Consider the following 26717-nt stretch of genomic DNA (forward strand, 5'->3'; position numbering starts at 1 on the left):
CTTCGGGGCAGCGCGGTGGAAGGGGGTCGGCGGTGGGCGTCGAGAGTGACCGGCTGGTGTTCGACTACCTGAGCCGGGTCGGCGACCTGGCCCAGACCGCCATGCCCGCCGCCGAGCGCATGCAGCTCGTCGCGCAGCTCCGCAACGACATCGACCGCCAGCGCGACGGCACCAGCGGCGACAGCCCCGCCGCGGTCCGCCGGATCCTCGGGAGGATCGGCACGCCCGACGAGGTGGTGGAGGCGGCGTCCGGCTCCGGCGAGGGCTCCGGCTCGCGGTCGGGTGCCGGCTCCGGTTCCGGCTCGCGGTCGGGTGCCGGCTCGGGCTCCGGCCCGGGCGAGCCCCCGGCCGGCTCGTACGGGCCCTACGCCAAGCGCGGCCCCCAGGTCCCGGTGGGCCGTTCGGGCGCGGACGGCGGGCGCGGCGGCTCCGGCGGCACCAAGCCCGGCGACGGCACCGGCACCACCGGCCCGGCCCGGGGGCGCGGCCGCGACCGCGACCGTGACGGCCTCGAATGGTGGCAGGGCTCGCCCCGCGGCGGCGGCCCGCTGCGCGCCGGCGAGGAACTGGCCGGGCTGCCGGGCATGACCGGCGGCGTCTTCATCCCCGTCGACGACGAGGAGCTGGACGAGGAGGACCCGCCGCCGTCCACCCGTCGCAGGGCGGGCGCCGCACCGGCCGCCGTGGAGGAGGAGCCCGCGGGCGGCGCCGCCTACGAGGAGGAGGCACCCGCCGGGCGGCAGCGCCGCCCCCTGCTGCCCGCACTGCGCCGGGTGCGGTCCGGCTGGGGCAGCCCCAGCCTGTTGCTGGCCGCCCTGCTGCTGCTCGGCGGCGCCGCCCTCGGGTCGCTCATCCCGCTCGGCCTGGGCTGGCTGCTCGCCTACCTCTCGCGCGCCATGAGCCGCACGCAGGCGAAGTTCGCGGTGCTCGGCATCCCGGGAGCCGCCGCGGCCGCCATGGTCGTGTGGGTGTGGGGGCGCGACGTCGGGAAGTGGGGCAAGCCCATCGCCCAGGGGCAGGTGGGCCACGCCTTCCAGGACGTGTACCCGGTGACGATCCGGCTGGCCGCCGTCGGCACGGCGCTGTACCTGCTGTGGCGCAGCCGCAGGAGCGCGTGACCCAGGGCGGGGCGACGGCCCCCGCCGAGAGGGACGGCGGCGGGTGACCGGGCGCCGCCTCATGCCCGGCCGGGCCCGCGCGGCGGCGGTGGGACGAGGGCGGGACGGCGGCAGGACGAGGCCGGGACGAGGGCGGCCGGATCGCGCTTGACGGCCCGGGTGAGAATGGGTGCTGTGACCAACGACCTCGCGCCCGCGACCTCCGCCCCCGGCACCGGCCCGCTGACCGTCGGTTTCGACCTCGACATGACGCTCATCGACTCCCGGCCCGGCATCAAGGCCGTCTACGACGCGCTGGTCGCCGAGACCGGCATCCACATCGACACCGACCTGGTCGTCACCCGCCTCGGGCCGCCGCTGGACGAGGAGCTGGCCAACTGGATGCCCGCCGAGCGCATCCCCGCGATGGGCGAGCGCTACCGCGCCCTCTACCCCGACCACGCCATCGTGCCCACCCCGGCCATGCCCGGCGCGCTCGACGCCGTCGCGGCGGTCCGCGCGGCCGGCGGCCGGCCCGTCGTCGTCACCGCGAAGTACGAGCCGAACGCCCGGCTGCACCTGGACCACGTCGGCATCGACGCCGAGGTGCGCGGCTGGCTGTGGGCCGAGGCCAAGGCCGAGGCGCTGATCGAGTGGGGCGCGAGCATCTACGTCGGCGACCACGTCGGCGACGTGCGCGGCGCCCGCAAGGCCGGCGCGCTGTCCGTCGCGGTGGCGACCGGCCCGTGCGCCGCCCAGCAGTTGCGGGACGCGGGCGCCGACGTCGTCCTCGACGACCTCACGCAGTTCCCCGCGTGGCTCGCCGCCCACCGCCTGACGGCCGCCTGACCCGGCCCTAGCGTTCGACGGCGGCCCGGCCCGCGGCGTCCTCCTGGCCGTGTGCCGGGTGACGCTGCGCGAGGGCGGCCTTCAGCAGCCCGCACAGCGCGACCGCCAGCCCGACGCCCATCAGCATGGAGACGAAGTACGCCGGAGTCGGCAGCCGGCTGGTGCCCAGCAGCAGCGGCGCGACCGTCGCCAGCGTGCCGACGGCGCCCACGAGGAACAGAATCGCGCCGACCCGCACGAGCAGGTCACCGGGGCCCATGGTTTGTTTGCTCACCGGACAAGGGTAGGTCCGTGTCGTGGACGCCGTGGAACGGGACCTCGGCGTCTTGTCACACAGCGGCAGGCCATTAGCCTGGTGCCAGCGGGTCTCAGGTGGGCCCGCTGCAGTCGTATGCAGAGCAGTTCCGAGCAATGAGGACGAGGTCGGACGTGCCTACCGGCAAGGTCAAGTGGTTCAACAGCGAGAAGGGCTTCGGCTTTCTCTCCCGCGATGACGGCGGCGACGTCTTCGTGCATTCCTCGGTGCTGCCCGACGGCGTGGCGGCCCTCAAGCCCGGACAGCGCGTGGAATTCGGCGTGGTCGCCGGTCAGCGCGGTGACCAGGCGCTCTCGGTCACGCTGCTCGACCCCGCCCCCTCCGTCGCGGCCGCCCAGCGCCGCAAGCCGGACGAACTGCTGCCGATCGTCCAGGACCTCACCACCCTGCTGGAGGACGTCGCGCGTTCCCTTCAGCGCGGCCGCTATCCCGACAAGGCCCACGGCCACAAGATCGCCTCCGTGCTGCGCGTCGTCGCCGACCAGCTCGACGTATAGCCCGCACGGCCCGCTATTGCGGCGCTTTTCCGGAGGTCGATACTCCGGCTAAAGCGCCGCACAGCATTTCCCGGGGCGTTTTCCGGCCGGAGCACCGGCCCGGTCGCGCCCTTCCGGCTGAGCCGTGCCCGGGTACGGCTCAGGGGGCCTCAGAGGGCCTCAGAAGGCCAGTGCGTCCTCGGCGAGCGGCGGTACCAGGCCCTGCTCCGCGGCGCGCGTCAGCAGCCCGCGGACCGCCGCGTAGCCGTCCTCGCCGAGATCGGCCGTGAACTCGTTGACGTACAGCGCGATGTGCTGGTCGGCGACCGCCGGGTCCATCTCCTGGGAGTGCGCCAGCACGTACGCGCGGGACGCCCGCGGGTCGTCCCAGGCCCGGCGCACCGAGTCGCGGGCGGCGGCGGCCAGTTCCTGCAGCCGCTCCTTGCCCAGCGACCGCCGGGCGATGATCGCGCCCAGCGGGATCGGCAGCCCCGTGGTGGCCTCCCAGTGCTCGCCCATGTCCGCGAGCTTGTGCAGGCCGTAGTTCCGGTACGTGAAGCGGGCCTCGTGGATGACGAGTCCGGCGTCCACCCGGCCGTCCCGCACCGCGGGCATGATCTCGTGGAACGGCATCACGACGACCTCGCCGACACCGCCCGGCACCTCGGCCGCCGCCCACAGGCGGAACAGCAGGTACGCCGTGGAGCGCTCGCTGGGCACCGCGACGGTCTTCCCCGCCAGGTCCGCCCCCGGCTCGCGGGTGAGCACCAGCGGCCCGCAGCCGCGGCCCAGCGCACCCCCGCAGGGCAGCAGGGTGTACTCGTCCAGCACCCAGGGCAGCACCGCGTAGGACACCTTCAGCACGTCGCCCTCGCCGCGCTCGGCCATCCCGTTGGTGATGTCGATGTCGGCGAACGTGACGTCCAGCGGCGGTGCGCCCGGCACCTGGCCGTGCGCCCATGCGTGGAAGACGAACGTGTCGTTGGGGCAGGGGGAGTAGGCGATCCGCAGGGCGGAGCCGCCGCCCGTGCCGCCGCTGCTGCCGGTCCTGCCGCCGGGAGTGCCGCCGTTCGCGTCGTCAGTCATGTTCCGGGTCAACCTCCAATGCCGCCGGGAGCTTCCCGAAGGCCGCTGTGAGCGCCGCCAGCGCGTCACCGATGCGCCAGGCCGCGCGGTCCCGGGGGCCCACCGCGTTCGACACCGCCCGGATCTCCAGGACGGGCAGGCCCGCGGCGGCCGCGGCCTCCGCCACGCCGAAGCCCTCCATCGCCTCGGCCACGGCCGCGGGGTGACGCCGCATCAGAGTGCCGGCGCGCTCGGCCGTGCCGGTGACCGTGGAGACGGTCAGCACCGGGCCGTAGGACGCGCCCAGGACGTCCGCCAGGCGCCGGGACAGAGCCGCGGGCGGGCGGTGCTCGGAAGTGCCGAAGCCGAGTTCGGCCACCGGGGTGAAGCCCGCGCTCGTCTCGGCCCCGAGGTCGGCCGCCACGATCGCGTCGGCGACGGCCAGGGAACCCACCGGGGCGGCCGGGGCGAACCCGCCGGCGATGCCCGCGGAGACGACGAGCGCGTACGGGGTTCCGGCGGCCTGCGCGCGGGCCAGGGCGGTCGCCGTCGCCGCGGCGGCGGCCGCGGGGCCCACGCCCCCGGCGACGACGTCCACGGCCGCCTGGGCGCCCGCGGAGCGGCCGCGCGCGAGGCCCGCGAGGACCGCGTCGCGCTCCGCGGCCACCGCGGTCACCACCAGGAGGCGGCCGGATCCCGTCACTTGGACTTGATCAGCTTGATCTTCCACACGCCGTAGGTCTCGGCGCCGGTGGTGTCGGCGGACTCGACGATGTTGAGGGTCACCGAGTCGACCTGCGTGGTCTGGCCGGTGGTCGGGTCCTGCTGCGTGAACAGCGTGGAGGAGTCCAGCGTCCAGTAGGTCTTGTTGGTCAGCGGCTCCGGGGTGAGCAGCTGGGTGCCGGAGGCCAGCAGCCAGCCCTTCTTCGCGATCTTCGGCTCCACGCCCACGCGCACCGTGTCGCCCAGGCCCACGGTGATGTGGTGCTTGGGCTCGGCGCTCAGGCACGCCTGGAAGATCGTCGACGGCAGCTTCTTGCCGTTGGCGTAGCACTTGTCGACGGCTTCGGCGGTCACCGACTTGGTGCCCACGGTCACCGTCGCCAGCGGGGTGGGCTTGTCGCAGGCGGTGAGGGCGACCAGCCCGAGGGAGATGGCACCAACGGTGGTGGCAGCGCGGCGAATGCTCATGGGGGTGAGGCTACCGGGCGGTTGCTCCAGGTCTGCGCGGGGGTGCGCCCGTGTCCCGCGGGCCCGCGGGCACCGGCGCGACGCCCGGCCGGGGCGGTCCGGCCGCGCGCCGGACGCGCGCCGCGTGCGGGCCCTCCGGCCCGGAACGTGGTCCGGAGCCCGGGCCGGAACGGGGGTCGGAGCCGGCGCGGGGCCCGCGCGGCGCGGGCCCGGGACCGCGGCCCTGGGACCGCGGCCCTGGAGTGCTGCCGCCCCGGAAGCCTCAGGCGACGCGGGCGCGGGCCGTCCCGCCGCCACCGCGCCGGGCCGCGCCCAGCAGCCCGCGTATCGACACCGAGAACGCCAGCAGCACCAGGCCGGCGGCCACCGCCATGCCGAGCGAACCGTTGAGCGGCAGGACTATGCCGATGCCGCCGCCGATCACCCACGACAGCTGCAGCGTCGTCTCCGAGCGGGCGAAGGCGGAGGTGCGGACCTCCTCCGGCACGTCCCGCTGGATCAGGGCGTCCAGCGAAAGCTTCGACAACGCCTGCGAGATACCGGCCACCGCCGTCACCGCCGCCACCGTGAACAGGCCGAACCAGCTCGCCGCGACCGTGGCGGTCGCCAGCGCGAACACCAGCATCGTCGCGATGATCACCTCGGGCCCGCGGGCCTTCAGGAACGAGCCCAGGGCGGTGCCGAGCGCGTTGCCGACACCCGCCGCCACGACGGCCACGCCCAGTGACAGGGCAGGGGTCAGCCCTCCGAGCGGGTGCTCGCGCAACATGAACGCCAGGAACATCGTCAGGAAGCCCGACAGGGCGCGCAGCCCCGCGTTGCCCTGCAGCGCGTGCAGCACCGAGGAGCCGACGCCCAGCAGACCGGGCTTCTTGCCCGGGATGCCCGCGGGCTCCGGCGACGCCTCCTCGTCGGCCGACAGCCGCGCCCGGTTCTCGCCGCGCGACGAGTCCACCTTCGGATCCAGCGACATCGACAGGAGGGCGCCCGCCAGATAGATCACGAACGCGCCGTACAGCGGCCAGGGCGGGCCGATGGCATGCAGCCCGGCGCCGACCGGCGCCGCCACCGCGGTCGACAGCAGGCCGGCCAGGGTGACCCGCGAGTTCGCCTTCACCAGCGTCGTGCGGCCCGGTAGCAGCCGCGGCACCACCGCACTGCGGAGCACCCCGTAGGCCTTCGAGGCGACCAGCACCCCCAGAGCCGCCGGATACAGGCCCAGGCCGGCCGTCGACACGACCCCGGCCATCGTCCAGGCCAGCACCGCGCGGGCCATCATCGACGCGGCCATCGCCACGCGGCGGCCGTGCCCCGCGCGGTCGAGCAGCGGGCCGACGACCGGCGCGAGGATCGCGAACGGCGCCATCGTGATCAGCAGGTACAGGGCCACCCGGCCCCGCGCCTCACCGGTCGGCACCGAGAAGAACACCGTGCTCGCCAGCGCGATGGTCACCATCATGTCGCCCGCGGAGTTCACCGCGTGCAGTTCGATCAGTTTCGCCAGGCCCGACTCGCCCGCGCCGCCGGAGTGGGTGGAACGCCGGACCCTGCGCACGACGGCACCGCCGGAGCGCCCCACCCCGCTGGCAAGGGTGCGTCCGGCCTTGCGCACGGGTCCAGGACCCGATGTCACAGTTCGTGCCACGTTCGCAATCCTGCCCCAAATGGAAGTTCGCGCACCCCCTCCTTTGCGGTCGTTGTGCACACCGGTAGCGTGCGATCGCGCAGAATGGTGGCAACAGGTGCGCCCGAGGACGTTCGGGCAGACCGGAAAGTTCGGGGAACCAAGGCGTTGACGCGGTCCACAGGTCCGCTCCGCCGCCGCTCCCCGTGTCCGGTCGGCCCGCCCGAGAGCGCACACGTGAGACGGCGTAGAAAGAGAAACGATTTCTGTGAGCCCTGCGATGCGAAGCCGCACCCCTGACCGCCTGTGCGCCGAGGCGGTGGACGTCGCGTTCGCTGTCACCGAGGAAGCCGCGGGGCGCGACTCCGTGGGCGAGCACCTCGGCGTCGTCGCGGAGGGCGACCGCGTCGTGACGCATCTGTTCGCCTGCCGCGAGCCCGCCTACCGGGGCTGGCGCTGGGCCACCACCCTCGCGCGCGCCTCCCGCGCCAAGGTCGTCACCATTGACGAGACGGTGCTGCTGCCCGGCCCCGACGCGGTGCTCGCGCCCGAGTGGGTGCCGTGGAGCGAGCGGCTCCGTCCCGGTGACCTGGGCCCCGGCGACCTGCTGCCGACCGAGTCCGACGACCTGCGGCTCGAACCCGGCTGGACGGGTGGTCCCGAGGAGCCCGAGGACGCCGACGTGGCCGGTGAGGCCGCTGGGGCGGACGGGACCACCGGAACGGGCGCGGCCGAAACGGCGGGGACGGCCGGCGCCGCCGCGGTGGCGGTCGAGGCGGTCCAGGCCGGCGAGACGGTGGCGGAAGCGGCCGGGCGGGCTGCCGGAGGTGACGGGGGCGCCGACGCGGTCGCCGAGGTCATCGTGTCCGGGCCGAGCCTGTCCACCATCGGCGCCGTCGCCCAGCAGCTCGGCCTCGGCCGGCAGCGGGTGCTGTCCCGGTACGGGCTGCACAGCGCGGCCGATCGCTGGGAGGAGCAGTTCGGGCCGAAGACGCCCATGGCGCAGGCGGCCCCCGCGAACTGCGCGAGCTGCGGCTTCCTGGTGCCGATCGCCGGGTCCCTCAGCCAGGCCTTCGGGGTGTGCGCGAACGAGTTCGCCCCGGCCGACGGCCACCTGGTCTCGCTCGGCTACGGCTGCGGCGCCCACTCCGAGGCGGCCGTGATGCCCAAGACCCCGCAGCCGGCCCCGATGGTCCTCGACGACCTCCACGACACCGATCCGCTGCCGCTGCACCCCGACCGCCACTCCTCGGTCGAGGACGGCGAGCCCTCGGAGGACGACCTCGGCCACGGCTGACGGCGGCGGGGGTGCCCCGCCCGGAGCGGCCCGGGAGCGGCCCGGCCCAGGCCCGGAACGGGCCGCCAGGTCCGCGCAGCCCGGCGTCACCCGTACGAGTGCTCCGCGGGCGGGACCGGCACCGCGCTGACGTCCACGGCATACAGTGCGGCTTCCGGCGAGCCGGCGCCCGCCGCGCGGGTGACGGCCGGATGGCGGTACGGTCACCGTGCAGGGCCCGCACGGGCCGAGACCATGGGACGGAAGGGCCGTACGTTGACCCGCGCAGGAGTGATCCGAACGGCCCCGGAAGGCCACCCCGACCCCTTCCGCACCGCGACCCTGCGCCGGGCGGTCCTCACCGCGTGGACCTCCTCCGCCGCCCGGTTCCGTGAGGACGCCAACGCCGAGGAGGACCTGGCCCTCGGCGGCTACCGCGACCGCCTGGTCGTCGAGCTGGCCCAGAACGCCGCCGACGCGGCCGTCCGCGCCGGCGTCCCCGGCCGGCTCCGGCTGACCCTCCACGAGGCCGAGGACGGCGCTCCCGCGCTCCTCGCCGCGGCCAACACCGGCGCCGCTCTCGACGCGGCCGCCGTCGAGTCCCTGTCCACGCTGCGCGCCTCCGCCAAGCGTGACGACGGCCCCGGTGCCGTCGGCCGCTTCGGTGTCGGCTTCGCCGCGGTGCTCGCGGTCAGCGACGAGCCGGCCATCGTCAGCCGCACCGGCGGCGTCCGCTGGTCGCTCGCCGAGGCCCGCGACCTGGCCGCGCACCTCCCGGACCTCAGCGACGAGTTGCGGCGCCGGGACGGCCATGTCCCGCTGCTGCGACTGCCGTTCCCCGCCGAGGGCAGCGCGCCCGAGACGTACGACACCGCCGTGGTCCTGCCGCTGCGCGACGGCTCCGCCGAAGATCTGACGAGCCGTCTTCTCGCGGGCGTGGACGACGCGTTGCTGCTCGCCCTGCCGGCCCTGTCCGAAGTGGTCGTCGAAACCCCCTCCGGGGTACGGACGATGACGCGTCGTCAACTCGACGGCGGCGACGTGCTGATCGAGGACTCGGCCCGAACCGCCCCCACCCGCTGGCGCGTCGACGCCGCCGCCGGGTCGCTGGACCCCGAACTCCTCGCCGACCGGCCCGTGGAGGAGCGGCTCCGCCCGGTCTGGTCGGTCACCTGGGCCGTTCCCGTCGACGACGAGGGTGCCCCGGCCGCGCCCGGCACCGCGTCCGTCGTGCACGCCCCGACGCCCACCGACGAACCGCTCGGCCTGCCCGCCCTGCTGCTCGCCAGCTTCCCGCTCGACCCCAGCCGCCGGCACGCCGCGCCCGGCCCGCTCACCGACTTCCTGATGGCCCGCGCCGCCGAGGCCTACGTGCGGCTGATGGACGGGTGGCGGCCGGTCGGGACCGGTGTCGTCGACCTGGTGCCCGGCCCGCTGGGCACCGGCGAACTGGACGCCGAGCTCCGCCGCCGCATCCTGGCCGCGCTGCCCCGCACCCCGTTCCTGCCGCGCGCGGCGGAGGTGCCGGCCGCGCCGTCCCCTCGGGGCGGCGGCCTTGTCGAGAGCGACCGTGTCGAGCGCGGTGACGGTGCCGCCGAGGACGACGCCGACGGGCCGCTCGCCGGGGAGGCGCACGCGCTGCGCCCGGTCGACGCCGAAGTGGTCGAGGGCGCCACGGCCGAGGCCGTCCGGGTGCTCGCCGAGGTGCTGCCCACCCTCGTCCCCTCGACGCTCGAACGGCGCCCCGCCCTACGTCAGTTGGGCGTCGCCCGGCTCTCGCTCGCCGAGGCCGTCGACCGGCTGTCCGGCACCGAGCGCCCCGCCGGATGGTGGTACCGGCTCTACGACGCCCTCGCCGGCACCGACGCCGACGTGCTCAGCGGCCTGCCCGTGCCGCTCGCCGACGGCCGCACCGCCGTCGGCCCGCGCCAGATCCTGATGCCGCTGCCCGGCGCCGACGGCGAGGAGTCCGTCGACGCCGCGCTGCTGTCCCGGCTCGGCCTGCGCGTCGCCCACGCCGACGCCGCGCACCCGCTGCTGGAGAAGCTGGGCGCGCTGCCCGCCACGCCCCGGGCCATCCTCACCTCGCCGCAGGTGCGGGCCGCCGTCGCCGCCTCCCTGGACGGCGACCGCCCCGGCTGGGACGAGGAACCCGGTCTGGACGCCGAGGAGTTGGCCGAGGCCGTGCTGGGCCTGGTGCGCGCCGCCGGCCTCGCGCCGGGCGACGAGCCGTGGCTGTCCGCCCTCGCCCTGCCCGACGAGGACGGCGAACTCGCCCCCGCCGGCGAGCTGGTGCTCCCCGGCAGTGAGCTGGAGTCGGTGCTCCGCGAGGGCGAACTCGCCGCCGTGGACGCCGATCTCGCCGACCGCTGGGGCGAACAGGCCCTGACCGCCGTGGGCGTGCTCGCCACGTTCGCCCTGGTGCGTGCCGAGGACGTCGTCCTCGACCCCGACGACCTCGACCCCCGCGACAGCGACTGGGCCGAGCCCGACGACGTCGGCCTGCTCGACGCGGTCGACGTGTGGTGCGAGGACGTCCTCGACCAGCTCCCGGACACCGACGTGCCGCCCGTCGCCACCGAGGTGGTGGGCGTGCGGGACCTCGACCTCGTCGACGACGACGCCTGGCCGCAGGCCCTGGCGCTGCTCTCCCGGCCGCCGCTGCGCGAGGCGGTCACCGCCCCGGTGCGGGTCCTGCTGCCCGACGGCACCACCGAGTCCGTGCGGCCGTACGCCGCCTGGTGGCTGCGCGACCACCCCGTGCTCGACGGGCGCCACCCCGTGGGCCTGCGCACGGCCGGCGGCGACCGGCTGCTCGCCGGGCTCTACGACGAGGCCGAGACCGACACCGACGTCGACGATCAGGTCCTGCGGGCGCTCGGGGTGCGCACCACGGTCGCCGCGCTGCTCTCCGAACCCGGCGGTGCCGCCGAACTCCTGGGCCGCCTCGCCGACCCGGACCGTGGCGTGACCCCGGCCCAGCTCCACAGCCTGTACGCGGCGCTGGCCGAACTCGACCCCGAACAGGTCACGCTGCCCGACGAGGTGCGGGCCGTCGTCGACGGCGAACCGGTCGTCGTGGACGCCGCCGACGCGCTGGTCGCCGACGCCCCCGACCTGCTGCCGCTGGCCGCCGGCCGTGCGCTGCTGCCCGTGCCGCCGCGGCTGGCGGGGGAGTTGGCCGAGCTGTTCCAGGTGCGGCGGCTCAGCGAGGCGGTCGAGGCGCGGGTGCTCTCCGAGGGCGAGCCGCACGACGTCCTGCCCGCCGTCCACGACCTGGTGCCGGGCGCGCCCACCACGTATGTCGAGCACGAGGAACTGCTCGTCACCGGCGACGTCGAGGTCGACTGGCGCTACGTCGACGGCGTGCTGCACGCCTCCACCGTGGAGGGCGTCGCCGCCGGGCTCGCCTGGGCCACCGGCCACTGGCAGCGCAGGTTCGAGCTGGCCGCGCTGCTGGAGGACCCGACGCGCACCGGCGAGCTCGCCGAGGCCCGCTGGTTCGACTGACCCGCGGCGGGAGCGCCGCCCGGGACCAGGCGTCGCCGGGGCTCAGGCCGTCGCGAGAGCGCGGTCCTCGCGGCGGCGTACCCACGCCCAGGAGACCTCCAGGACCACCCCGCCCACCGCCGCGATCGCCACGCACGCCCACGGCACCGAGGTCCCGACCAGCCGCAGCGCGAAGAACGTCTGCAGCGACGGTGTGACCAGCACGATCAGGAAAGCCACCACCATCCCGAGCACCAGGACCACCCGCCACCAGGTGTAGGGCCGGGCCACGATCGCCAGCACCCATATCTCCATCAGGAACAGCGTCAGCGTGGCGGCGCTGGTCTCCGCGTCCAGCGAGCCCGAGCCGGTGTACGCGTGCCGCGCCAGCAGGTACGCGAGGAAGGCCGCCAGACCGCAGATGATCCCGGCGGGCGTGGAGTAGCGCATCACCCGCTTCACGAAGTGCGGCCTGGCCCGCTCCTTGTTGGGCGCGAGCGCGAGGAAGAAGGCCGGCACGCCGATCGTCAGGGTCGACAGCAGCGTCAGGTGCCGCGGCAGGAACGGGTACGGGATCTGCCAGAACACCACCAGCAGGGCCAGCAGCACCGAGTACACGGTCTTGGTGAGGAACAGCGTCGCGACCCGGGTGATGTTGCCGATCACCCGGCGGCCCTCGGCCACCACCGAGGGGAGCGTCGCGAAGCTGTTGTTCAGCAGCACGATCTGCGCCACCGCCCGCGTCGCCTCGGAACCCGAGCCCATCGAGACGCCGATGTCCGCGTCCTTGAGCGCCAGGACGTCGTTGACGCCGTCGCCGGTCATCGCCACGTTGTGGCCGCGGGACTGCAGCGCACCCACCATGTCCCGCTTCTGCTGCGGGGTCACCCGCCCGAAGACCGAGCCGTCCTCCAGCACCCGGGCCATCGCGTCCCGGTCGGCGGGCAGATGCCGGGCGTCCACCGGCCGGTCCGCGCCGGGCAGCCCCAGCGTGCCGGCGACCGCGCCGACCGACACGGCGTTGTCCCCGGAGATCACCTTGGCGTGCACGCCCTGGTCGGCGAAGTACCGCAGGGTGTCACCGGCGTCGGGCCGCAGGCGCTGCTCCAGCACGACCAGGGCCCGCGGCCGGACGTCCGAGGCGGCCCGCGGGTCGTCCAGGTCCCGTCCGGTGCGGGCCAGCAGCAGCACCCGCAGGCCCTGGTCGTTGAGGCGGTCCACGTCGGCCAGCGCGGCGTGCCCGGCCGGCAGCAGGACGTCGGGCGCGCCCAGGAGCCACGCGCTCGCGGTGCCGTCCGGTGCGGTCAGCGCGGCTCCGGAGTACTTGCGGGCCGAGCTGAACGCGAGGGTGTCCGTGCGGTGCCAGCCGTCCGCCCCCGAACCCGGGTACGCGTCGATGATCGCCTGGAGGCTGGCGTTGGGATGGGGGTCGGCGGCGCCGAGCGCGGCCAGCACCTGCGCCACGTAGGGCTGTTCCGCGCCGTCGAGCAGGTGCAGGGCGCGGACGTCCATGCCGCCTTCGGTGAGGGTGCCCGTCTTGTCGAGGCACACCGTGTCCACCCGGGCCAGGCCCTCGATCGCCGGCAGTTCCTGGACGAGGCACTGCTTGCGGCCCAGCCGGACCACGCCGATCGCGAACGCCACCGACGTCAGCAGCACCAGGCCCTCGGGCACCATCGGCACGATCCCGCCGACGGTCCGGCGCACCGCCTCGCGCGCGTCGTGGCTCTCCACCGTGAACTGGCTGATGATCAGGCCCACCGCGGTCGGCACCATCATCCACGTCACGTACTTGAGGATCTGGCTGATGCCGTTGCGCAGCTCGGAGTTGACCAGGGTGAAGCGCGACGCCTCCTCCGCGAGCTGCGCCGCGTACGCCTGCCGGCCCACCTTGGTGGCGGTGAACGCGCCCCCGCCGGCCACCACGAAGCTGCCCGACATCACCTGCTCCCCGGGCCGTTTCACCACCGGGTCCGGCTCGCCCGTCAGCAGCGACTCGTCGATCTCCAGGTTGTCGGCCTCGGCGACGTCGCCGTCGACCACGACCTTGTCGCCCGGCCCGAGCTCGATCAGCTCGCCGAGCACGATGCCGGAGGTGGGGATCTCGACGGCCGCGCCGTCCCTGCGGACCGTCGGTCTGGCCTCGCCGATGACCGCCAGGCTGTCCAGGGTCCGCTTGGCCCGCATCTCCTGAACGATGCCGATCGCCGTGTTGGCGATGATCACGAAGCCGAACAGGCCGTCCTGGATGGGCCCCACCACCAGGATGATCAGGAAGAGCACGCCGATGATCGCGTTGAACCGGGTGAAGACGTTCGCCCGGACGATCTCGGCGGTGGAGCGGGACGACCGCAGCGGGACGTCGTTGACCTCACCGCGCTCCACGCGTCGCGCGACCTCGTCGGAGCTGAGCCCGGGGTTGCGGGCGGTGACGATGTCGGTGCCGGCGCGTTCCGTCATGGCTCCGACGGTACGTGGCGTGTGGCGCTTCTACCCGTTGTGCCCGTCCTGGGCGGCGGCCCGGGCCCGCTGGATCGCGTCACGGCGGGCCCGCACGTACTTCAGGCCCACCAGCCCCAGGCACCCGCCGGCCAGGCAGGTCCAGATCCACCAGGTGTGGCCGTGGTCGGAGTACCAGCCGTAGAAGGGGAGCTGCACCAGGAAGAGCACGAACCAGATGGTCGTGCCGACGACGACGGTGGCGACGTCGTTGGCCTCCAGCGGCTCTGGCGCCTCGCGCAGGGGTCCCCGCTCCTTGCTCATGAGGCTCATCGTATGCCGTGGCCGCAAGGGTCTACGCGCGAAGATAGCGTTTGGTTTGTTGTTTGTTCATACTGAAACAGTCACTCGTTGACTTAAATCATTCGTACGATCGCCCAAGGCTGGCGAGAACCGACCCCGTGAAGGACCCACATGTCCACCTCGGCCCCCGCTCCGGTCGACGCGCGCACGCCCACCGGCCGTCCGCCCGTCTCCGGCCTGGACCGCTACTTCCGTATCTCCGAACGCGGCTCCTCGATCCCGCGCGAGATCCGGGGTGGTCTCGCGACCTTCTTCGCCATGGCCTACATCATCGTGCTGAACCCGATCATCCTCGGGTCCGCGGTGGACAAGTTCGGGCACCACCTCGACAGCGGCCAGCTGGTCACCGCCACCGCGATCACCGCCGCCTTCACCACGCTGCTCATGGGCGTGATCGGCAACGTCCCGGTCGCGCTGGCCGCCGGCCTCGGCGTCAACACGGTGGTCGCCCTCCAGCTGGCTCCCAAGATGAGCTGGCCCGACGCGATGGGCATGGTCGTCCTCGCCGGCTTCGCGATCATGATCCTGGTCGCCACCGGCCTGCGGGAGCGCGTGATGAGCGCCGTGCCGCTCGGCCTGCGCAAGGGCATCGCCATCGGCATCGGCCTGTTCATCATGCTGATCGGCCTGGTCGACTCCGGGTTCGTCAGTCGTATCCCGGACGCCGCGCACACCACCGTGCCGCTCCAGCTCGGCACCGGCGGTCACCTCACGGGCTGGCCCGTGCTGATCTTCATCCTCGGCACGCTGCTCACCCTGGGCCTGATCATCCGCAAGGTGTCGGGCGCCATCCTGATCTCGATCGTCAGCATGACCGTGCTGGCCGTCATCATCGACGCCGCCGCCAGCATCCCCGCCGCGCAGTGGGGCCTGACCGTGCCCAAGTGGCCCGGCAACCCGGTGTCCTCCCCGGACTTCGGGCTGGTCGGCAAGGTGAGCCTGTTCGGCGGCTTCCACCAGGTCGGCATCCTCACCGGCATCCTGTTCGTCTTCACCGTCCTGCTGTCGTGCTTCTTCGACGCGATGGGCACGATCCTCGGCGTCAGCGACGAGGCCGGCCTGCTCGACAAGAAGGGCGACCTGCCCGGGATGAACAAGGTGCTGATGATCGACGGCATCGCCACCGCCGCCGGCGGCGCGACGTCCTCCTCGGCCAACACCTGCTTCGTGGAGTCCACCGCCGGCGTCGGCGAGGGCGCCAGGACCGGCCTCGCCAGCGTCGTCACCGGCCTGATGTTCGTGCTCGCACTGTTCCTCACGCCGCTGGCGACCATGGTGCCGGCGCAGGCCGCGACCCCCGCCCTGGTGGCGGTCGGCTTCCTGATCCTGTCCGGCTCGATCCGGGAGATCGACTGGAGCGACTACACCATCGCGGTGCCGGCGTTCCTGACCATGGTCCTGATGCCGTTCACGTACTCCATCACCAACGGCATCGGCATCGGCTTCCTGACCTTCTGCCTGCTGCGCGTCGCCGCCGGCCGGTGGCGCGAGGTGCCCGTGGCCCTCTACGTGGTCGGCGCGGTGTTCGCCTTCTACTACCTGATGCCGGCGCTCGGCCTGGTCTGAGCCCCTGGCGTGTCCCTCTGACCGTAGAAGCGGTCAGTCTCCTCGACGGCTGTCTTGAACCGCTCGTCGAAGTCGTCGCGAATGAGCGTCCGGACCACATAGTCCTGGGCGCTCATTCCGCGTTTTGCTGCGTGAGCGCGGATCCGGTCCCACAGGTCTCCGTCTATACGGAGGCTGAGCACTCTCGATGCCATGCGTCCAACGGTCCCCGGATCGGGTGGCCAGCCGCGTCACTTTCCGTCGCTATCTCACCCGTATGGGTGAGATCTGGCCATCGGATGGTTCAATGCGCGGCCGCTTGGGTTCGCTTGGCTCGGCTCAAGTGTACTTAGACTAGGTAATGAGCTAAGCTAACGAACGTGAGTGAACTGTCCGAGGACGACCGTGCGGCCGTCAGTGAGCTGCGCGGCGCCGTGATGAGGCTGTCGCGACGTCTGCGCCACCAGCGCGTCGACGAGTCGCTCAGCCCGACCGAGATGGCCGTGCTGGCCACGCTGGCCCGCTGCGGGTCCGCCACGCCCGGGGAGCTGGCCCGCAAGGAGCACGTCCAGCCCCCGTCCATGACCCGCATCGTCGCCATGCTGGAGGCCAAGGGCCTGGTCCACCGGGAACCCCACCCCGAGGACCGCCGCCAGGTCGTCGTCAGCCGCACCGAGCAGGCCGACGCGATGCTCGCCGAGAGCCGCGTCAAGCGCAACGCCTGGCTCGCCCAGCTCGCGGAAGGACTCACCGACGAGGAGCGCGCCGTCCTGCGCGAGGCCGCACCCGTCCTCGAGAAGCTGGCTCACCTGTGACCCGCCGTCCCCGCTCCGCCGCCCTCCGGGCGGCGGTCTCGCGCTGCGGCAGCGACGTACCCGATCCACCCGACGAAGGGGAGGCGAGTTCCGATTGAGTTCGGCAGCCGGACAACACACCGCAACCGAACCTGACCGTCCCGCGGAAACGAAGACGGGCACCTTCAGCTCGCTCAGGATCCGCAACTACCGGCTCTTCGCGACCGGTGCCGTGGTCTCCAACACCGGCACCTGGATGTCGCGGATCGCCCAGGACTGGCTGGTGCTCAGCATCACCGGCTCGTCCTTCGCCGTCGGCATCACCACGGCACTGCAGTTCCTGCCGATGCTGCTGTTCGGCCTCTACGGGGGCGTCCTCGCGGACCGCTACCCCAAGCGCCGGACCCTGCTGGGCACCCAGGCCGCCCTCGGCGTCCTCGGCCTGACCCTGGCCGCCCTCACCCTCAGCGGCGTCGTCCAGGTGTGGCACGTCTACACCATCGCCTTCCTGCTCGGTGTGGTCACCGTCGTCGACAACCCCACCCGGCAGACCTTCGTCATGGAGATGGTCGGGCCCTCCCAGGTCCGCAACGCCGTCTCCCTGAACTCGGCGAACTTCCAGGCCGCCCGGCTCGTCGGTCCCGCCGTCGCCGGTGTGCTGATCACCGCCGTGGGCAGCGGCTGGGCCTTCCTGATCAACGGCCTGTCCTTCCTCGCGCCGCTCACCGGCCTGCTGCTCATGCGGACGTCCGAGCTGCACAAGATCGAGCGGGTCCCCCGCGGCAAGGGCCAGCTGCGCGAGGGCCTGCGCTACGTGGCGGGCAAGCCCGAACTGATCTGGCCGATCGTCCTCGTCGGCTTCATCGGCACCTTCGGCTTCAACTTCCCGATCTGGCTCTCCGCCTTCGTCGGCAAGGTGTTCCACAGCGGCGCCGGCACCTACGGCCTGCTCAACACCCTGCTGGCCGCGGGCTCCCTGATCGGCGCACTGCTCGCCGCACGCCGCAGCCGCACCCGGTTGCGCATGCTGGTGGCCGCCGCCCTGGTCTTCGGGCTCCTGGAGGCCGCCGCCGCGGTCGCGCCGCAGTTCTGGGTCTTCGCGGCCCTGCTGGTGCCGATCGGGGTCTTCAGCCTGACCTTCAACACCACCGCGAACGCCAGCGTCCAGCTCGCCACCGACCCGGTGATGCGCGGACGCGTCATGAGCCTGTACATGATGGTGTTCGTGGGCGGCACCCCGATCGGCGGCCCGATCATGGGCTGGGTGACCGACACCTACGGCGCCCGGGTCGGCTTCCTGTCCGGCGGCCTGATCGCCGCCGCCGGCGCGGCGGCCGTCGGCTTCGCCCTCGCCCGGGCGGGCGGCCTGCGCCTGCGGGTCAGTCTGCGACGCGGCGGCGACCGCCCACTGGTCGCCTTCGTCCCCAGGGACGGCGCCCTGATCGCCGCGGGCGCCGGCACCGCCGGCCCGCTGGGGACGGCGGCAGACGCGAGTGCGGGCACAGGCGCCGGTGCCGACGCGATCACCGGTGCTGACGCGATCACCGGTGGTGACGCGGGCGCCGGTGCGGGGAACGGTTCCGAGAGGAGCGCCACGAGGATGACCGCGGCGTGAGGCTGTTCGCGGCGCTCGTCCCGCCGCCCGCCGCGGCCGGGGAACTGGCCGCGGCGCTGGGCCCGGTGCGCCGCATGCCCGGTGCCTCGGAGATCCGCTGGACCGCACCCGAGGGCTGGCACTTCACCCTCGCCTTCCTCGGCGAGGTGCCCGACGAGATCCGCCCCGGACTCGACGAGCGCCTCGCCAGGGCCGCCCGCCGCCACGGCCCGTTCGAGCTCAGGCTCGCCGGCGCCGGGCACTTCGGCGACCGCACCCTGTGGACCGGAGCCGAAGGGGACCTGCGGGGCCTGTCGCACTGTGCCGACTCTGTGCGGGCCGCCGCCCGGCGCGCCGGGGCGCCACCGGCCGAGGAGCACGGCTTCCGCGCCCACCTGACCCTCGCCCGGACCCCGCGCGGGCACTCCGCCCACCTGGGGCCCTACGCCGACGCCCTCGCCGCCTTCCGCGGGACGCCCTGGACCGCCGCCGACCTCAGCCTGGTCGCCAGCTTCCTGCCGCGCTCGGGCGTCCGCGGGGAGCAGCCCCGCTACGAGACCGTCGCGCGCTTCCCGTTCGGCGCGGCCGGCCCCACGACCGGGCCCACGGCAGGCGCCACGGCGGGCGACGAGCCGCCCGGCCGAGGCAGCGCATCCGTCGACCCGGACGGGACGGGTGAGCCAGGCCACCCGGGCCACCCGGGAGACGAAGCACCTCCGGCGGCCGGTTAACCTCGAAGCGTGGACCCCAAGACCCGTACCCGCGTGATGACCGCCGCCTTCGTGCTGATGATCGTCGTGGTGGTCGTCGCCGCCGCGGTCCGCTGACGCGCGGCGGCGACGCCCGCACCGCGTCCTACCAGGCGAACGCCTCGGGGGACGGGCCCGGACCCGGGAAGATCTCGTCCAGGGCCGCCAGGAACTCCTCCGACAGCTCGGTCTCCACCGCTCGCAGCGCCGAGTCCAGCTGCTCCCGCGTGCGCGGGCCGACGATCGGTCCGGTCACCCCGGGACGGGTCAGCAGCCACGCCAGGCCGACGTCACCGGGCTGCAGACCGTGCTTGTCGCACAGGTCCTCGTACGCCTGGACCTGGTCGCGCTGCTCCTGGGACTTCAGGGTGTCCGCCGACCGCCCGCTCGTCGAACGGGCCCCGCCGCCCTCGCGCTGCTTGCGCAGCGCGCCGCCGAGCACACCACCGTGCAGCGGCGACCACGGGATGACACCCAGGCCGTAGTGCTGCGACGCCGGGATGACCTCCATCTCGGCCCGCCGCTCCATCAGGTTGTACAGGCACTGCTCGCTCACCAGACCGAGCGAACCGCGCCGCGCCGCGGCCTCGTTGGCCTGCGCGATGTGCCAGCCGGCGAAGTTGCTGGAACCGGCGTAGAGGATCTTGCCCTGCTGGACCAGGACGTCGATCGCCTGCCAGATCTCCTCCCACGGGGTGGCCCGGTCCACGTGGTGGAACTGGTACACGTCGATGTGGTCCGTGCCGAGCCGCTTCAGGCTGGCCTCGACCGCGCGGCGGATGTTGAGCGCCGACAGCTTGTCGTAGTTCGGCCACTCCTCGCCCTCGCCGGCCATGTTGCCGTAGACCTTGGTGGCCAGCACCGTCTTGTCGCGGCGGCCGCCGCCTTGGGCGAACCAGCTGCCGATGATCTCCTCGGTACGGCCCTTGTTCTCGCCCCAGCCGTAGACGTTCGCGGTGTCGAAGTAGTTGATGCCCGCGGCCTGGGCCGCGTCCATGATCGCGTGGCTGTCCGCCTCCTCGGTCTGCGGACCGAAGTTCATCGTCCCCAGGACCAGGCGGCTGACCTTGAGCCCCGTGCGTCCGAGCTGCGTGAATTCCATACCCACCAGCCAAGCTCTTCGAGCGCGCTCGAATCAAGAGCCGATGTGAGCGATCCCACCGGGCCGGGCGGGTCCTGGAAGGGACCGCCGGGCGGTCCCGCTCGGCCGTCCCGCTCGGTCGTTCTGTGCAACCCGTCCCGCGGGCCCCGGTCAGGCCGCCTCGTAGGGCACGCCGAGGTCCCACGCCTGGTGCATCGCGTCGGCGAAGGCCGCCGCCAGCTTGTGCTCCCCGGACTCGTTGGGGTGCGTGCCGTCGTACGTGTCGAGGTGGATGTCCCAGCCCTGCGGGCGGGACGCCATCAGCAGCGGGGACGCGGGGGAATCGTGATCCACGACCGCCTTCGCCATCCGCTCGTTGAGCTCCGCGCACTCATCGGCGAACCCCGGGTCCAGCTCCGCGCGGGTGTTCGCTATCACCGGCAGCAGCACCATGCGCAGCCGCGGCCCCGCCGACCGGGCCTGCGCGATGAAGCGCTCCACGTTCGCCGCGGTCTGCTCGGCGTTGGTGTAGAAGCCGAGGTCGATCAGGCCGAGCGAGATCAGCAGCACGTCCGGGCGGTGCTCGCGCACCTCGTCGGCGATCAGCGGCGCCATGTGCAGCCATCCCTCGCCCCACCCCGCCAGATGGCGGCGGGCGTGCTGCGGGAACCCCGGATCGGCGTAGTCCACGGACACCGCGTCGTCGAGCGCCTTGTCGTACAGCGTCACCCTCGGACCGACCACGGAGAACCGCTCCCCGAGACCGCACAGGTGCTGCCACATCCGGTAGCGCCAGGTGTAGTCGCCGGCGGAACCGACGGTCATGGAGTCACCGACGAAGAGGTAGCGCATGCGGGGCATCATCCACGACGGAACGGCCACCATGGACACTGGGGTGCATGCGTCCTTCTCTGCCGGTGGCCGCCGCCTGCGCCGCCCTCGCCCTGGCCTGTGGTGCGGCGGTCCCCGCCGCGGCCGACAGCGGCCCGTCCGTGGCGTTCCGGATGACCGATCCGCGGATCATCGAGTCCAGCGGCCTGGCCGCCAGCCGCCTGCACCCCGGGGTGTACTGGACCCACAACGACAGCGGCGACGGCCCGTACGTGTACGCGGTGGACTCCGCCACCGGCAAGACCCTGGCCCGGATCACCATGCGCGGCGTCCCCGCCCGGGACATGGAGGCGATCTCCCTCGGCCCCGACGGCGACCTGTACCTCGGCGACACCGGTGACAACCTCGGTGGCAAGTGGCCCGAGGTGTGGATCTACCGCTTCGCCGAGCCGAAGCAGCTGAAGGACGAGAGCATCGACGTCACCCGCTTCACGGTGCGCTACTCCGACGGCCCGCGCGACGCCGAGGCCCTGATGGTGCACCCGAAGACCGGGCGGGTCTACATCGCCAGCAAGAACGACAAAGGCGGCCACCTTTACGCCGGCCCCGCCAAGCTCAGCACCAGCGGCGTCAACGTCTTCCACCCCGTCGCCGACGTGCCCTGGGTCACCGACGGCGCGTTCTCCCCCGACGGCAGCCGGCTGGTGCTGCGCGGCTACTTCTGGTCTGCCGCCTACCGCTGGACGGACGGCACCCCGCGCAAGATCGACGACCTCGACGTCCCCATGCAGCCGCAGGGCGAGGGCGTCACCTTCACCACCGACGGCCGCGCGCTGATGTACTCCAGCGAGGGCAGGAACAGCCAGGTCTGGAAGGCACCGCTGAGCGGCGCGGCCCTCCCCGACAACGTGGCCACGTCCCCTGCCACCACGGAGTCCGGCCGGCCCCAGGGCGGTCCCGCCGAGAGCGCGACGAAGGACACCGGTTCCAAGCACGCGGGCAAGAAGGCCGTCGGCATCGCGGTCCTCGCCGCCTTCGGCGGGCTCGGCTACCTCGCGAGCAAGGGGCTGAGGCGGCGCCGCCGGCATTGACGGCCCCGGGCCGGACGGAGAGGCCCGGAATTCGGGATCGCCCTGGTCCGGCGTTCGGATCGTCCCCGTCCGGCCGAGCGGTTTGGCCGAACGGGCGGGTGCGGCGGCGAGGCGCGCGGGAGGGCTCGGCTCAGTAGAGCAGACCTCGGCCGACGCCTCGCCGGTCTGTGCGCGGCGGGGGAGCGGGCGCCAGGGACACGGACCCGGGCCCTCTCCCGCCGTCGTGAACGGGTCACAGGGTCCGGCCGGGCCGCACCGCTGGTGCGGGCGGTCCGGCCGCGGGGACCGCTTGTGCGCGAGAGGTCAGAGCTGGCCGATCACGTAGTCGATGCACGCGGTGAGCGCCTCGACGTCCGACGGCTCGACCGCCGGGAACATCGCGACCCGCAGCTGGTTGCGGCCCAGCTTGCGGTACGGCTCGGTGTCCACGATGCCGTTCGCCCGCAGCACCTTGGCCACGGCGGAGGCGTCGACCCCGTCCTCGAAGTCGATCGTGCCGACGACCTGGGAACGCTTCGCCGGGTCGGACACGAACGGCTCCGCGTACGACGCCTTCTCCGCCCAGCCGTACAGCCGCGACGACGAGTCGGCGGTGCGCTTGACCGCCCAGTCCAGACCACCCTGGCCGTTGATCCACTCCAGCTGGTCGTTCAGCAGGAACAGCGTTGCCAGCGCGGGGGTGTTGTACGTCTGGTTCTTCTGCGAGTTGTCGATGGCGGTCGGCAGGTCGAAGAACGCCGGGATGTGGCGGCCGGACGCGGCCACCTGCGCGGCGCGCTCCAGAGCCGCGGGGGAGAACGCCGCGAGCCACAGGCCGCCGTCGGCGGCGAAGGACTTCTGGGGCGCGAAGTAGTACACGTCGGTCTCGGCGATGTCGACCGGCAGACCGCCCGCACCGGAGGTGGCGTCCACCAGGACCAGGGCGCCCTCGTCGGCGCCCGCGACGCGGCGCAGCGGCATGGCCACACCCGTGGACGTCTCGTTGTGGGTGAAGGCGTACACGTCGACGCCCGCCTCGGCGACCGGCTCGGGGTGCGTGCCCGGGTCGGACTTCACGACCGTCGGGTCCGCCAGCCAGGGCGCCATCTGCGCGGCCTTGGCGAACTTCGAGGAGAACTCGCCGAACGAGAGGTGCAGCGACTTCGCGGTGATCAGGCCGTGGGTGGCGATGTCCCAGAACGCGGTGGAACCGCCGTTGCCGAGCACCACCTCGTAGCCGTCGGGCAGGGAGAACAGCTGCCGCACGCCCTCGCGGACCTGTCCCACCAGGTTCTTGACCGGAGCCTGGCGGTGGGAGGTGCCGAGCAGCGACGTCCCTGTGGCGGCCAGGGCGTCGAGCGCCTCGGTCCGCACCTTGGAGGGGCCCGACCCGAACCGTCCGTCGGCGGGCTTGATGTCAGCGGGGATCTGGATATCGGCCACGCCCGCAGCGTAGTGCGTAATCGGCCGGTTGCGGACGGCGTTCCATCGGATGAGACGCCCCACCACGAACCTACGCCGATGGGGTCCGCCGGCCCTGACGGCGGACCGCCGTGCCCGCGGGCCGCCCTGCTGCGACCCCGCACCTGGGCCGTCGGCACCCGCGAGACGGCACCCAGCCCACGGCACCCCCGCGAGACGGCACCCGGGACACGTTCCCCTTGCGCGACCGCGACGCGCATCGCCCGGGCGCGCCCCGCCCGGCGAGGGCGGAAGCGATGAACACCGCCTTCCCCTGGGCAAGCTGGGCACATGACGGTGGATCTCACAGAGGTGGAACACGTGCTCCGCGGCGCGGTCCGGGGCACGGTCGCCTTCGACGCCGGGTCGCGTGCCCTGATGACCATGGACGCCTCGAACTACCGGAGGGTGCCCGCGGGCGTCGTGGCCCCCGCGGACGCCGACGACGTGGCCGCCGCGCTCGCCGTGTGCCGCCGGTTCGGGCTGCCCGTCGTGCCGCGCGGCGGCGGGACGTCCATCGCCGGCCAGGCCACCGGAACCGGAATCGTCCTGGATTTCACCCGCTCCATGAACGCGGTCGTTGACGTCGACCCCGAGGCGCGGACCGCCCGCGTCCAGCCCGGAGCCGTCCTGGACGACCTGCGCGCCGAAGCCGCGCGGCACGGGCTGACCTTCGGCCCCGATCCGTCCACGCACAGCCGCTGCACGCTGGGCGGGATGATCGGCAACAACGCCTGCGGGTCGCACTCGGTGGCCTGGGGCACCACCGCGGACAACGTCCTCGCCCTGGACGTCCTGACCTACCGCGGCGAGCAGGTCCGGCTGGACGGGGGCCTGCCCGGGGCCGGTTCACCCCGCCTGCGCGACGGGCTCAGGGAACTCGCCGACCGGAACCTGTCCCCGCTGCGCACCGGCTTCCCCCAACTCCCGCGCCGTATCTCGGGATACGCCCTCGACAGCCTCCTTCCGGAACGCGGTCGCAACACCGCCCGGGCCTTCACCGGAAGCGAGGGCACCCTCGGTGTGCTCACCGAGGCGACCGTCCGCCTGGTCCCCCTGCCTGCCGCACGCGTGCTGCTCGTGCTCGGCTACCACGACGAGTCGGCCGCCGCGGAGGCCGCCCATCTCCTGTTGCCGCACGGCCCGTTGACCGTTGAGGGCATGGCCGCCGACCTCGTCGGCGACGCGGCCGGCACGCTGCCGGCCGGCGGTGCCTGGTTGTTCGTCGAGGTCGGCGGCGACGACCCCGGCGACGCGCAGGCCCGCGCCCGCGACATGTGCCGTGCGGCGGGCGACGCCGTGACCGGTCACGCCGTCGTCGCCGAGCCCGCGAGGCAGCGCGCCCTGTGGCGGATCCGGGAGGACGCGGCCGGAACCGCCACGCGCATGCCCGACGGCAGCGAGGCATGGCCCGGCTGGGAGGACTGCGCGGTCCCTCCCAGCCGGCTCGGCGCCTACCTGCGGGACTTCCGGGCCCTGCTGGCCGATCACGGGCTGCGGGGCGCGCCCTACGGCCACTTCGGCGACGGATGCGTCCATGTCCGCATCGACTTCGACCTCATGGACAAGGCCGGTGTCGGGCGGTTCCGCCGATTCTCCGAAGCCGCCGCCGACCTGGTGGTGTCGTACGGCGGTTCGCTCTCCGGTGAGCACGGCGACGGGCAGGCGCGCGCCGAAATGCTGCCGAAGATGTACGGCCCGGAGCTGATGGCACTCTTTTCAGATTTCAAGGAACTCTGGGATCCCGACCGCGGAATGAATCCGGGGATGCTCGTGCGTCCCGAGGAAATTGATAGCAATCTGCGGTTCGCCGTGCTTCCCGCCCCGGGATCGTCCGCGGTCGACGTGGAATTCACCTATCCGGATGACCGCGGTGATTTCTCCGCCGCGGTCCGCCGGTGCGTCGGGGTTGCCAAGTGCCGTACCGCGGCGGCCCACGACAGCGGCCCCGGTGTCATGTGCCCGTCGTTCCGGGCGACGGGCGAGGAGCAGCACTCCACCCGCGGCCGGGCCCGGCTGCTGCACGAGATGCTCGCCGGTGAGGTGGTGGCCGACGGCTGGCGTTCCACCGAGGTCCGCGATGCCCTTGACCTCTGCCTTTCCTGCAAGGGCTGCCGCTCCGACTGCCCGGTCGGAGTGGACGTGGCGACCTACAAGGCCGAGTTCCTGCACCACCACTACCGGCGCCGGCTCCGGCCCCGCGCCCACTACGCGATGGGCTGGCTGCCGCTGTGGTTGCGCGCGGCGGCGCCGATGGCCAAGCCCCTCGACGCACTTGGCAGAACTCGGTCAATCGCCTGGCTGGTGAAGCGTTTCGCCGGGCTCGCTCAGGAACGCGAACTGCCCGAACTGGCATCCGAGACATTCACTCGATGGTGGGACGGAAGAGCGGCGAACGAGGGATATCGGGGAGGGCCGACCGCGGCCGGACCGGCCGTCGTGCTCTGGCCGGACACGTTCACCGACCACCTCTCGCCGGCCGCCGGCCGTGCCGCCGTGCGCGTGCTGGAGGCGGCCGGACTGCGGGTCAGCCTCCCGCCGTCCGCGGTGTGCTGCGGCCTCACCTGGGTCTCCACCGGCCAACTCACCCGCGCCAAAGCCGTCATGCGCCGCACCCTCGACCGGCTCGGACCGCTGCTGGACGCCGGGCTCCCGCTGGTCGTCCTCGAACCCAGCTGCGCCGCCGCGCTCCGCACCGACCTGCCCGAACTTCTCGGCCCGGCGGACCCGCGGGCCGCCCGCCTCGCCGCGTCCGTACGGACGTTCGCCGAAGCCCTGGAGGAGTACGCACCCGACTGGGAACCGCCGCGCCTGGACCGTCACGTCGTCGGCCAGACCCACTGCCACCAGCACGCGGTGCTCGGCGACGCGGCGGACCGGCGGCTGCGCGAGCGGGCCGGCCTCACCGGCGAGCTGACCGGCGGATGCTGCGGACTCGCCGGCAACTTCGGCTTCGAGGAGGGGCACTTCGAGGTGTCCAGGGCCTGTGCGGAGGAGGCCCTGCTGCCGGCCGTACGCGCGGCCGCACCCGGCACGGCCGTCCTCGCGGACGGTTTCTCCTGCCGCACCCAGCTCGCCCAGCTCGGCGGCGTCCGCGCGCGGCACCTCGCCGAACTCCTCGCCGAGGGACTTCCCGGGGGACTTCCTGAAGGACTTCCCGAGGGAGATTCCGGGGGACTTACCGAAGGCACGGCACAGGGCGGCGGGGAGGACGCCGCGGAGGGCGGCGACGCGGACGACACCCGCCGCCGCCGGTGAGTCGTCGGTAAGCCGCCGGTAAGGGGCGCCGATCAAGAGTCGACGCCGCTTACCCGCAACGTGACGGTGGGGCCCGCGAAGGGGCCCCACCGTCACCTCAGGCTGCTCGCCCTGCAGCCGTGCCGCCGTCGTCGTCCGGGTCCGCCCGG

Annotated in this window: 21 protein-coding genes; 11 read left to right on the forward strand and 10 right to left on the reverse strand. The window is 73.5% G+C overall.

What is annotated here, in order from left to right:
- The first annotated feature begins 32 nt into the window (after window positions 1-32).
- Complete coding sequence (locus tag BMW99_RS41070) at window positions 33-1118, forward strand: hypothetical protein (RefSeq protein WP_075016039.1); 1086 nt, start codon at window positions 33-35, stop codon at window positions 1116-1118.
- A gap of 165 nt (window positions 1119-1283) precedes the next feature.
- Complete coding sequence (locus tag BMW99_RS00605) at window positions 1284-1946, forward strand: HAD family hydrolase (protein WP_069466779.1); 663 nt, start codon at window positions 1284-1286, stop codon at window positions 1944-1946.
- 7 nt (window positions 1947-1953) lie between these two features.
- On the opposite strand, the gene BMW99_RS00610 is transcribed toward BMW99_RS00605, so the two are convergent.
- The gene (locus BMW99_RS00610; protein ID WP_245791114.1) at window positions 1954-2220 is read right to left on the reverse strand and encodes a hypothetical protein; all 267 of its coding nucleotides are present in this window, start codon (window positions 2218-2220) and stop codon (window positions 1954-1956) included.
- Between the two features lie 155 nt (window positions 2221-2375).
- On the opposite strand from BMW99_RS00610, the gene BMW99_RS42850 reads away from it, so the two are divergent.
- Window positions 2376-2759, forward strand: a complete 384-nt coding sequence (locus BMW99_RS42850; RefSeq protein ID WP_033173507.1) for a cold-shock protein — start codon at window positions 2376-2378, stop codon at window positions 2757-2759.
- A gap of 159 nt (window positions 2760-2918) precedes the next feature.
- Here the strand turns inward: BMW99_RS42850 and BMW99_RS00620 are convergent, their stop codons facing one another.
- The 4 genes from BMW99_RS00620 to BMW99_RS00635 all read right to left on the reverse strand — a co-directional run bounded on the left by BMW99_RS00620 (window position 2919) and on the right by BMW99_RS00635 (window position 6639).
- Window positions 2919-3824, reverse strand: a complete 906-nt coding sequence (locus tag BMW99_RS00620; protein ID WP_069466781.1) for a 1,4-dihydroxy-6-naphthoate synthase — start codon at window positions 3822-3824, stop codon at window positions 2919-2921.
- Window positions 3817-4506, reverse strand: a complete 690-nt coding sequence (locus tag BMW99_RS00625) for a futalosine hydrolase (RefSeq protein WP_069466782.1) — start codon at window positions 4504-4506, stop codon at window positions 3817-3819. The genes BMW99_RS00620 and BMW99_RS00625 overlap by 8 nt, the downstream gene beginning before the upstream one ends.
- Window positions 4503-4994 (reverse strand): hypothetical protein, encoded by a 492-nt coding sequence (locus BMW99_RS00630; protein ID WP_069466783.1) that lies wholly within the window; start codon window positions 4992-4994, stop codon window positions 4503-4505. The genes BMW99_RS00625 and BMW99_RS00630 overlap by 4 nt, the downstream gene beginning before the upstream one ends.
- 262 nt (window positions 4995-5256) lie before the next feature.
- On the reverse strand, window positions 5257-6639 hold the full coding sequence (locus tag BMW99_RS00635; RefSeq protein WP_069466784.1) for an MFS transporter: 1383 nt from the start codon (window positions 6637-6639) through the stop codon (window positions 5257-5259).
- 259 nt (window positions 6640-6898) lie between these two features.
- Here BMW99_RS00635 and BMW99_RS00640 point away from each other — a divergent pair, with 259 nt between their 5' ends.
- Window positions 6899-7915 carry a DUF3027 domain-containing protein gene (locus BMW99_RS00640; RefSeq protein ID WP_075016040.1) on the forward strand — a complete coding sequence of 339 codons (1017 nt, stop codon included), beginning with the start codon at window positions 6899-6901 and terminating at the stop codon, window positions 7913-7915.
- A gap of 234 nt (window positions 7916-8149) precedes the next feature.
- Complete coding sequence (locus BMW99_RS00645) at window positions 8150-11404, forward strand: sacsin N-terminal ATP-binding-like domain-containing protein (protein WP_075016041.1); 3255 nt, start codon at window positions 8150-8152, stop codon at window positions 11402-11404.
- Window positions 11405-11446: 42 nt separating this feature from the next.
- Here BMW99_RS00645 and BMW99_RS00650 read toward each other — a convergent pair whose 3' ends face one another.
- A complete protein-coding gene (locus BMW99_RS00650; protein WP_069465360.1) occupies window positions 11447-13843 on the reverse strand; it encodes an HAD-IC family P-type ATPase in 2397 nt (798 codons plus the stop codon).
- A gap of 30 nt (window positions 13844-13873) precedes the next feature.
- On the reverse strand, window positions 13874-14155 hold the full coding sequence (locus BMW99_RS00655; RefSeq protein ID WP_075016042.1) for a DUF2530 domain-containing protein: 282 nt from the start codon (window positions 14153-14155) through the stop codon (window positions 13874-13876).
- Between the two features lie 141 nt (window positions 14156-14296).
- Between BMW99_RS00655 and BMW99_RS00660 the strand changes: the two genes are divergently transcribed.
- From BMW99_RS00660 to thpR, 4 genes are all read left to right on the forward strand, one after another.
- Complete coding sequence (locus tag BMW99_RS00660) at window positions 14297-15751, forward strand: NCS2 family permease (protein ID WP_069465362.1); 1455 nt, start codon at window positions 14297-14299, stop codon at window positions 15749-15751.
- 416 nt (window positions 15752-16167) lie between these two features.
- Complete coding sequence (locus BMW99_RS00670; protein WP_079138705.1) at window positions 16168-16545, forward strand: MarR family winged helix-turn-helix transcriptional regulator; 378 nt, start codon at window positions 16168-16170, stop codon at window positions 16543-16545.
- Between the two features lie 94 nt (window positions 16546-16639).
- On the forward strand, window positions 16640-18139 hold the full coding sequence (locus BMW99_RS00675) for an MFS transporter (protein WP_079175881.1): 1500 nt from the start codon (window positions 16640-16642) through the stop codon (window positions 18137-18139).
- Complete coding sequence (gene thpR / locus BMW99_RS00680) at window positions 18136-18849, forward strand: RNA 2',3'-cyclic phosphodiesterase (protein WP_075016044.1); 714 nt, start codon at window positions 18136-18138, stop codon at window positions 18847-18849. The genes BMW99_RS00675 and thpR overlap by 4 nt, the downstream gene beginning before the upstream one ends.
- A gap of 124 nt (window positions 18850-18973) precedes the next feature.
- Here the strand turns inward: thpR and BMW99_RS00685 are convergent, their stop codons facing one another.
- Window positions 18974-19969 (reverse strand): aldo/keto reductase, encoded by a 996-nt coding sequence (locus BMW99_RS00685; protein WP_069466125.1) that lies wholly within the window; start codon window positions 19967-19969, stop codon window positions 18974-18976.
- A gap of 150 nt (window positions 19970-20119) precedes the next feature.
- On the reverse strand, window positions 20120-20800 hold the full coding sequence (locus tag BMW99_RS00690; protein WP_069466127.1) for a GDSL-type esterase/lipase family protein: 681 nt from the start codon (window positions 20798-20800) through the stop codon (window positions 20120-20122).
- A gap of 47 nt (window positions 20801-20847) precedes the next feature.
- Here BMW99_RS00690 and BMW99_RS00695 point away from each other — a divergent pair, with 47 nt between their 5' ends.
- The gene (locus BMW99_RS00695; protein ID WP_069466124.1) at window positions 20848-21870 is read left to right on the forward strand and encodes a hypothetical protein; all 1023 of its coding nucleotides are present in this window, start codon (window positions 20848-20850) and stop codon (window positions 21868-21870) included.
- A gap of 303 nt (window positions 21871-22173) precedes the next feature.
- On the opposite strand, the gene serC is transcribed toward BMW99_RS00695, so the two are convergent.
- Window positions 22174-23292 carry a phosphoserine transaminase gene (gene serC / locus BMW99_RS00700; protein WP_069466123.1) on the reverse strand — a complete coding sequence of 373 codons (1119 nt, stop codon included), beginning with the start codon at window positions 23290-23292 and terminating at the stop codon, window positions 22174-22176.
- A gap of 309 nt (window positions 23293-23601) precedes the next feature.
- On the opposite strand from serC, the gene BMW99_RS00705 reads away from it, so the two are divergent.
- A complete protein-coding gene (locus tag BMW99_RS00705; RefSeq protein ID WP_069466122.1) occupies window positions 23602-26568 on the forward strand; it encodes an FAD-binding and (Fe-S)-binding domain-containing protein in 2967 nt (988 codons plus the stop codon).
- Window positions 26569-26717 lie beyond the last annotated feature (149 nt).

Origin of the sequence: Actinacidiphila rubida (genome assembly GCF_900110255.1) — a bacterium.
In the GTDB taxonomy this organism is placed as follows: Bacteria; Actinomycetota; Actinomycetes; order Streptomycetales; family Streptomycetaceae; genus Actinacidiphila; species Actinacidiphila rubida.

Coding starts and splice junctions, on each gene's coding strand:
- BMW99_RS00605 (WP_069466779.1), top strand. CDS start 1,284: ATGGGTGCTGTGACCAACGACCTCGCGCCCGCGACCTCCGCCCCCGGC.
- BMW99_RS00620 (WP_069466781.1), bottom strand. CDS start 3,824: ATGACTGACGACGCGAACGGCGGCACTCCCGGCGGCAGGACCGGCAGC.
- BMW99_RS00630 (WP_069466783.1), bottom strand. CDS start 4,994: ATGAGCATTCGCCGCGCTGCCACCACCGTTGGTGCCATCTCCCTCGGG.
- BMW99_RS00640 (WP_075016040.1), top strand. CDS start 6,899: ATGCGAAGCCGCACCCCTGACCGCCTGTGCGCCGAGGCGGTGGACGTC.
- BMW99_RS00645 (WP_075016041.1), top strand. CDS start 8,150: ATGGGACGGAAGGGCCGTACGTTGACCCGCGCAGGAGTGATCCGAACG.
- BMW99_RS00650 (WP_069465360.1), bottom strand. CDS start 13,843: ATGACGGAACGCGCCGGCACCGACATCGTCACCGCCCGCAACCCCGGG.
- BMW99_RS00655 (WP_075016042.1), bottom strand. CDS start 14,155: ATGAGCCTCATGAGCAAGGAGCGGGGACCCCTGCGCGAGGCGCCAGAG.
- BMW99_RS00660 (WP_069465362.1), top strand. CDS start 14,297: ATGTCCACCTCGGCCCCCGCTCCGGTCGACGCGCGCACGCCCACCGGC.
- BMW99_RS00670 (WP_079138705.1), top strand. CDS start 16,168: ATGAGGCTGTCGCGACGTCTGCGCCACCAGCGCGTCGACGAGTCGCTC.
- BMW99_RS00685 (WP_069466125.1), bottom strand. CDS start 19,969: ATGGAATTCACGCAGCTCGGACGCACGGGGCTCAAGGTCAGCCGCCTG.
- BMW99_RS00690 (WP_069466127.1), bottom strand. CDS start 20,800: ATGCGCTACCTCTTCGTCGGTGACTCCATGACCGTCGGTTCCGCCGGC.
- BMW99_RS00695 (WP_069466124.1), top strand. CDS start 20,848: ATGCGTCCTTCTCTGCCGGTGGCCGCCGCCTGCGCCGCCCTCGCCCTG.
- BMW99_RS00705 (WP_069466122.1), top strand. CDS start 23,602: ATGACGGTGGATCTCACAGAGGTGGAACACGTGCTCCGCGGCGCGGTC.